At 44.6% G+C, this 7,551-nt stretch carries 9 protein-coding genes; 4 read left to right on the top strand and 5 right to left on the bottom strand.

Annotated elements, in window-relative coordinates; genetic code table 11:
- The 4 genes from QUB26_RS10775 to QUB26_RS10760 form a co-directional block, all read right to left on the bottom strand.
- A partial coding sequence (locus QUB26_RS10775) for a cupin domain-containing protein (RefSeq protein ID WP_333317885.1) occupies positions 1-335 on the bottom strand: 335 nt, incomplete at its 3' end.
- 99 nt (positions 336-434) lie between these two features.
- A complete protein-coding gene (locus QUB26_RS10770) occupies positions 435-1,214 on the bottom strand; it encodes a methyltransferase domain-containing protein (protein ID WP_333317883.1) in 780 nt (259 codons plus the stop codon).
- Positions 1,215-1,456: 242 nt separating this feature from the next.
- Complete coding sequence (locus QUB26_RS10765) at positions 1,457-3,034, bottom strand: sodium:proton antiporter (protein WP_333317882.1); 1,578 nt, start codon at positions 3,032-3,034, stop codon at positions 1,457-1,459.
- Positions 3,035-3,053: 19 nt separating this feature from the next.
- A complete protein-coding gene (locus QUB26_RS10760) occupies positions 3,054-4,112 on the bottom strand; it encodes a DUF389 domain-containing protein (protein WP_333317879.1) in 1,059 nt (352 codons plus the stop codon).
- Between the two features lie 402 nt (positions 4,113-4,514).
- On the opposite strand from QUB26_RS10760, the gene QUB26_RS10755 reads away from it, so the two are divergent.
- The 4 genes from QUB26_RS10755 to QUB26_RS10740 all read left to right on the top strand — a co-directional run bounded on the left by QUB26_RS10755 (position 4,515) and on the right by QUB26_RS10740 (position 5,751).
- Entirely contained in the window at positions 4,515-4,925 is a 411-nt protein-coding gene (locus QUB26_RS10755) for an MAPEG family protein (protein WP_333317877.1), read from the top strand.
- 90 nt (positions 4,926-5,015) lie between these two features.
- Entirely contained in the window at positions 5,016-5,198 is a 183-nt protein-coding gene (locus QUB26_RS10750) for a hypothetical protein (protein ID WP_015177099.1), read from the top strand.
- Complete coding sequence (locus QUB26_RS10745) at positions 5,167-5,529, top strand: hypothetical protein (RefSeq protein WP_333317941.1); 363 nt, start codon at positions 5,167-5,169, stop codon at positions 5,527-5,529. Before QUB26_RS10750 ends, QUB26_RS10745 begins: the two co-directional genes overlap by 32 nt.
- 36 nt (positions 5,530-5,565) lie before the next feature.
- Positions 5,566-5,751: a hypothetical protein gene (locus tag QUB26_RS10740; protein WP_333241048.1), complete on the top strand. Its 186-nt coding sequence runs from the start codon at positions 5,566-5,568 to the stop codon at positions 5,749-5,751.
- A 156-nt stretch (positions 5,752-5,907) separates the two neighbouring features.
- Here the strand turns inward: QUB26_RS10740 and murD are convergent, their stop codons facing one another.
- Positions 5,908-7,254 (bottom strand): UDP-N-acetylmuramoyl-L-alanine--D-glutamate ligase, encoded by a 1,347-nt coding sequence (murD, locus tag QUB26_RS10735; RefSeq protein ID WP_333241051.1) that lies wholly within the window; start codon positions 7,252-7,254, stop codon positions 5,908-5,910.
- Positions 7,255-7,551: the final 297 nt, after the last annotated feature.

Here is a 7,551-nt window from a genome sequence, read left to right as displayed (position 1 = left end):
TAATTAGCCTCGGAAAGTGTCAAAATAAACGCCAAATTTTCTTCGGCTTTCAAAGCGTGAAGAGCGTGACCAGGCATGAAGACAAATACCCCCGGTTCCAAAACAATATCGTTGCCTTCAAGAGTCAAAATTCCCTTTCCTTCTATGACATTAACTGTGGCATTCCGTGCCGAAGAGTGTTCTGAAATTTCCGTTCCGGCTGCCAGACAAAATAAACTGTACTGACAATTATTGTCTTTGACTAAAATTTTGTTCAGGACTCCGGCGGCGGGATATTCAATTGCGTCTCGGAGTTGGATTGCTGAAGATTGTAGCGGTAAAAGAGTAGTAGTCATAGTTTTTGACAATTAATTAATTTGGTCACAAGTCTCGAATTTATCAGTGGCTTCACTTTCTTCCCTCGAAAAGTGAAAATCGAAAATCTATTGAATCGGTTAAGATTGTTTTTTGGCGGAGATAACGATGTAGCCTAGATCCTGTTGGTAATGCTGGAAAACTCGACGCATTGCTAAGATACGATCGCGAATTTGCGATCGGCTTAATATATTCCACAAAATCCGCACAGTACCCACAAACCCTTCATCTTGCAACATTCGCTGCAAATTTAGGAGGCCCATCGCCCCGGTTTGAGACTTTTCTACTTGCAAACCCGCGTTTTGGTAAACAGCAATCCAGCCCGACTCAGACAAAGGCGTTGAATTGACGCGAATCACTTCTGATAAAGCTTTGTGAATTTCAGCTTCTCGGTTTTTAACTAAAAGTTCGTGAGAAAGAAACTTGCCGCCTGGTTTTAAACGATCGCAAATTCCCGATACAATTTTAGCTTTCCCTGACGGCGACTGCATTGTCAGGATAGCTTCAGCCAACACCCAATCAAACTGTTGGGAAATCCGATCCAAGTGAAAAATATCTCCTTCCACAATTTCCACTCGATCGCTCAAACCGGCTGCTGCAACATTAGCACGAGCGCGGGCCACACTCTCAGGATTTTTCTCAACTCCCACTACTTTTACGCCAAAACGTTCAGCAAGGGCGATCGAACTATATCCAAAACTAGCAGCCAACTCCAAAACAGTCTCCCCAGGCTGAAAATCCGCCCATTCAAATAACTGTTCCGTAGCAAATTTCCCCCCCGGTCTCAGCATTTTCTTGCCAGCCGCCGCGAGCACTTCATGTCCGGGTGCAGTCTTAAAATTGAGAGCAGTATTGGTCATTAAATTGACCTCCTATTTAACCTTACTCTCAGTATGCCAAATTTTCCCAACTCTTTCTATGATCTAGCTCATATTCAAATTATCGTAGGCTAACGAACCCTACAATATCAGGAATTATACCATGTCTGCCCCTCAACAATTCGGACTGTTTTTGATTGCCAACAATGCTTTCAGTCGAAAGCACAAAACCCGTACTCGTTGTAGTAGAACTTATTTCTGTTAATCCTGTCAAGGAATTCGCTTTAAGAAACAATTTTCTCATTCCGCTCTTTAAAACATTGCTGCAACACAGAAACAGGCAGCTCATTCAATTGACCCGCTCGCACAAATTCAGCATAAGTATCAGCCTCTATTGCCTGCAAATCCCCTTCGAGTTTGTCGATAGTCATCTGCCGCAGTTCAGGAGATCGATCGTACATTTGATTGATTTCTGCTTGCAGCAAGTTTAATTTTTCTTGAAGCTGACTCACGAGATGATTGGAAAACTCAGGCTCGATTTTACGATCGGCCGATACATCAGAGAGATACTTGAGAACCCGATTGAGAGCAACACGTTGGGCGATCGCCTCCTGATACTGCTGACGCAACTCCTGGTTGCTCAACAACCCCAGTTTTTCCAGTAGCGCCTTGGTGGTTAAACCTTGTACTAGCAGCGTAAATAAAACTACGCCAAACACGATTCCAATAATTTTTTGCCGCTCTGGGAAAACCTCCGGCACGCTCAAAGCTAAAGCAATCGATACAGAACCCCGCAATCCTCCCCACCAAATCACAGTTCTATCGGCTAATGAAATTTCAGATTTTGCCAACCTATTGCTCAACCATCCTAAACCAAAAATAGCGATCGCTCGCGTGACAAACATCGCCGCCACAGTTATGCCAATGACTCCTAAATTCGCTTGCAAACCAGCAAAACTAATTCGATCGCCAATCAGCAGGAACATGATCGAATTTACAAAAAACGCCACAAAATCCCAAAATTGTGTTACCGCCAGTCTGGTACTGGGTTGCATACCTATCTGAGAGCCGAAATTTCCAAATATCAAGCCCATCACCACCACACCAATCACCCCAGAACCACCCAATTCCTCAACAATTATATAAGTGCCGTAGGCTGAAACTAAGGTTAACGATTGCTCCACCAAAGGTAAATCAAACCGTTGGGTGAGATAGGAGATACCAAAACCGATCGCACTCCCGACAGTAATCCCAATTCCCACAAAAGCTAAGAAACGCCCCACCAGAAAGGGGATGCCAACTTCATCCGTCCCTAAAGAGAATCCCACCAAAAAACTAAAGGCAACAACAGCAATGCCATCATTAAATAAACTCTCTCCCTCTACCAGCAAAGCTAGGCGTTTTTCAACTCCCAGTTCCCGGAACAATGCAATAACTGAAACAGGATCTGTAGCAGATATACTAGCTCCTACCAAAAGCGCGACTCCTAAAGAAACTCCAGCTATTTGGTTGAGAGCAAAAGCCACGCCAGCAACGGAAATAACAACACCCAAAACCGCATAAAGAGCGATCGGCACTAAATCCCGCTTGAGTTTAGACCATTCCAGATTCCAAGCAGCTTCAAACAAAAGAGGCGGCAAAAAAATCAACAGAATCAGTTCGGGCGAGAGCGACACCAATCGCACATCTATAAAAGCCAAGCCCAACCCGACAATTACTAAAAGCAGCGTGTAGGGAATTTGGCGCAACCAGCCCCATATTTGCGGCAGTATCGCCACACTTAAGGAAACTAATAGCACTAAAAGAAATTTCTTGAGATTGCCCTCGATAGTCGCTTCGTTAATTAGAGTTTCTGGGGTCATATAATTAGGAATAAAATAGTTAAGGCTGCGGTTTTGAGCGGGGCTTATTCAGCGTCGAACGCCGCACTTCTTCAACTTGACTGACTTGAAAAATTAGGGTAAATTTTTGACCCATTTCTTTTTCGACAAATGCTTCTAAAAGCTGCACTTGTTTGGATGTCAAAGCTTCGCTGCTGCGAACAATCAGACGAACCTCCGGCGGTTTCGTCAACCAGTTAGTATCAGTTTTAATCAGTTCCACCCGTTGAAAAGTGATAGTTCGGTTAAGCAACGCCCGCTTCAGACTGGCTTCGAGTTGGGCTTGCTCGATCAATTCCGCAAAACTCACGCCCAGAGGAATCACAAGTATAGCCGTCAATGATAGCGCCCAAAAGAGGGCTTTACCGGCGCGATGCAGGGGCGTGTAGCCGGCCATTAAAGAGGTTAGCATACAGGAGAGAGTAATCCCCAGCAAATTAGTAAGATACAGGAGGCTTGCTCCCAAACTGAGGGACCAATTAGCTTGAGATAAGCCTAAACCTATAACACAAATTGGCGGCATAAGAGCCACGGCGATCGCAGTTCCCGCCAGAGTAGCAGAAACTTTGGGCTGAACTTTCGCATAGCCACTGATTCCCCCAGCGGCGATCGCAATTCCTAAGTCTAGTAATGTAGGTTTAGAACGAGCTAGAACTTCGCTCCCAAAGTCTGGAAGTTGTACCAAAGCGCCCAAAAAACAAGCTAGAAAAATTGCTAGCACCGTCCCGACTGCTAATGCAATTAAACCTTTGCGGAAGAGGAGAACGTTACCTTCTACCGCTCCAAATGCTAACCCTCGGATTGGCAACATCAGAGGCGCAATGATCATAGCACCGATAATTACGGCCGCACTGTTGGCCAGCAGTCCAAAGGTGGCAATTATACAGGAGCCTAGAATTAAGACAAGATAGTTAATATCTAGGGTTGATTCTTCCAACAAGTCAACTCGTATTTGCTTTAAATGCTCTCGATGAATCCTGCTCCGGGTGAAATATTTAAGACCGTCTCGAATATGGTTGAGCAAAATAATCTCCTTAAATCGGGGGCTTGTATCCGTCAAACGATTTTAGATTTTAGATTTTAGATTCTAGATTTTAGATTTTAGATTCTAGATTCTAAATTTTAGATTCTAGATTCTAAATTTTAGATTCTATATTTTAGATTCTAGATTTTAAATTTACTCCACAGATGAATCTGTGCTCTTGAATAAGAGTCTAAAATTTGGGCTACTCACGACAAGAGTCGGGGGCTTGTCTCCGTATGCAGGTGCGAACAAAAGAATCAAAATCCCAGCCCGCAAGTTTTCGAGGATCTCCCGGAACTCTCAAGCAATTGGCGCGCCACTAATACCCAGCAGTTGAATCACATCCCCTGGCTTGAATGACTGGACGGCGATGAATGACGCGATCGGCAATAATTGATTTATAATCAAGATATATACTCCACCCAATAATACCGAATCATGCTCGCAGAAGCAAACGCGACACTTTGGCCTAGTCTAATTACTGTTTCAGCATTAATTCTCTACTTCGTTGTTACCATCAACGTCGGCAGAGCTAGATTCCAATACAAAGTTTCTCCCCCGCAGATGACAGGGAACCCAGACTTTGAGCGAGTTGTGCGAGTTCAGCAAAATACCTTAGAGCAAATGATTCTATTTTTGCCCTCGCTGTGGCTGTTCTCGCAATTTATCAGCCCAATTTGGGGCGCCGGTATCGGCGCAGTTTGGATAATTGGACGCATTTTGTTTGCTTGGGGTTACTATCAAGCTGCCGAAAAAAGAGCAGCAGGATTTGGCATTAGTACCTTAGCTACTTTAGCTTTGCTTGGTGGGTCTTTAACTGGCATAATTATGTCGCTGCTGAAGGTTTGAGCGTAAATTGCGATCGACATAATTGTTTTTCTACTCGTTTCCAGGCTCTGCCTGGGAACCAGTTAAATGTAATAAATGTTAGGAGTAAATATGTCAGAAACCAACAAACCCGTATTTGAAATTAACCCGAAACTTTTTCAGCAGCTTGTCGAGTGGCAAGAAAAACTTGAACGAGAAGATGAATTAGCAAGCGAGTCAGAAGACGAGAAACCAACTGAGGTACAAAATCCTCCCGACAGTGATGAACAGCATTCTCAAACAGATAATTTCTAGCTGGTGGCTAGCAGCATCTTTGGGATTTCCGGCTGCTGTCTCGGCTCAATCGCTGACACCCAGCCAAATTCAGCCAGTCAATAGCGGTTTGTTTCGTTCTAATTCTCAAGATTTCTTTCAGCAAGGCTATCGCCAACTGGAAAGAGAAATCGCAACTTTGTTGCAAAAAAATGTCGCTTCCGAAGACCGGATTCTGGAGATTGATGAAAAATTGCTCTCTCAGCTTTGCAGCGAAGAATTTAAAATCTCCTCGCCGCATTCTGATACAATAAGTGCTGCTCAGAGTGCTGATTTTCCTACCAAATTAAAAGACATTTGCAGACACAATTAAAATGAAAGTGAGGTCAATATTCAAAGTTTAGTGGTAATGGATAAAGAGGCAATGGCAAAGTTAAAAACAGCCATGCTGGATGCGGAAACCGCTGCTCATTTGGCGGCAATCATTATTGATTATACTCATGAGGAGATAATGATAGTTTTTCAGGAGCTAGAATGGGAAGAGCAGGCTAGAATTAAGGATATTTGGAAGACAGTATGGACGGGGGGTTTATGAAGATTATGGTTAGCCAATTAAAGATGTTGGTGAACCCGCATCTTGTATCTTGAAAGCGGTAGATTGTGATTGAGAGTTGGGTGGGGGCGGGTTTACGAGATTATTGGTTTTAGGCCTAAATTGTTGGTGAACCCGCCCCTACGGGATTGGTGTCGGTTAAATCAGGGATTCGAGGCATAATTGGCGGAAATGATCGCCCCGTTGCTCGAAGTTTTGGTATTGATCGAAGCTAGCACAGGCTGGGGAAAGCAGCACTACTTTAGCATGATTTTGTTTGCCTAATTCTGCTGCTCGCGGGATTGCTCTTTCCATTGTTTCGACAATCTCCCAAGCGTTGTAATTTGCTTGTTCGAGCCGATCGGCAAAAATTCCTGCCGCATCCCCAATTAGCAACACCCCAGCAGCTTTCGCCTTGATTGTATCAATCCACGCGCGATCGTCCCCTTCTTTGGCGTCGCCGCCCGCAATTAAAATCGCCGGTGCGCTCACAGAAGCCAACCCGACTTGCGCGGCGTCATAATTAGTAGCTTTGCTGTCGTTGATGAAATCTATGCCTTCCCAAGTGCAGATGTGTTCGAGGCGGTGCGAAACTCCGGGGAATTTAGCGATCGCCCGGGCGATCGCACTTTTATCTATCCCCGCCAAATTAGCCGCAGCCACCGCCATTAACAAATTCTGCAAATTGTGTTCTCCCACCATCCGCAAAGACTCAGCAGGCAGAATTTTCTCGCTTTGAGCTATTACCCAACCGTTTTCGATGTACGCTCCAAAAGTGCGTTTTCCCAACAAATCTTTTTCACCTTTGACACTCGTCCAACACGCATCCGGCCAAACGTCAACTCCTTGCTGCCGCAAACAAGGATCGTCGCCGTTGATTACTTGCAATTCCGACTTTTTCAGCAAATGCGCTTTAATGTTGTAGTAATTTTCCAAAGTTTTGTGGCGGCTGAGGTGATCCGGCGTCAAAGTCGTCAAAACTCCAATTCGCGGCGCTACACACGGCGAGGATTCTATCTGATAGCTGCTGATTTCTGCGATTACCCAATCCGGCGGTTTTTCGCCTAAAGCTAATTCACACGCAGCATAGCCAATATTGCCGCAAGCGGGAGCGTAAAGCCCGGCCTCGGCAAAAATAGCAGCAATTAAAGCAGTAGTAGTAGTTTTGCCGTTAGTGCCGGTAATTCCCACCCAAGGAGATTTGAGGTAACGCCACGCGAGAGCCATTTCTCCGATTGTTTCAATGCCTAACTCTCTGGCGCGCACTAATGCTGGAATGTCCCAGGGAACGCCCGGACTTACTACTATTAATTCTATAGATTCGACTGGTTCAAAAGATTTACCTAACTCAACTTTAATTCCTTCGTTAGCGAATTCCTGTTGCTGTTCGAGCAAGCTTGGGGAAGATGAGCGATCGCTCAGCGTTACTTCCCATCCTTCGCGTTTTAGCAGTCTGGCGGCGGCAATTCCTGATTTTCCTAGTCCAATGATATGAGCTATCGGCATAAGTTGTGTGTGTGATGGAGCGAACTTTCTTGGTTTTTTCCTCTTATATGTTACGGTTTTTTTGGGATGATTTAACCGCAGAGGGCGCAGAGGACACAGAGGAGGAGAAGAGAGAAGATAGAAATGAATAATTCCGATACCAATGGATTTGATATTACACCAAAACCTTTGGCCGCAATCTAAAATCCACAATCTAAAATCTAAAATCGATTTCGGTTAGGGTTTTTTTGGGATGATTTAACCGCAGAGGGCGCAGAGGACACAGAGGAGGAGAAGAGAGAAGATAGAAATGAATAA

Source organism: Microcoleus sp. B4-C1 (genome assembly GCF_036705285.1).
GTDB lineage: Bacteria > Cyanobacteriota > Cyanobacteriia > Cyanobacteriales > Microcoleaceae > Microcoleus.
This window is presented reverse-complemented; position numbering and strand designations above follow the sequence as displayed.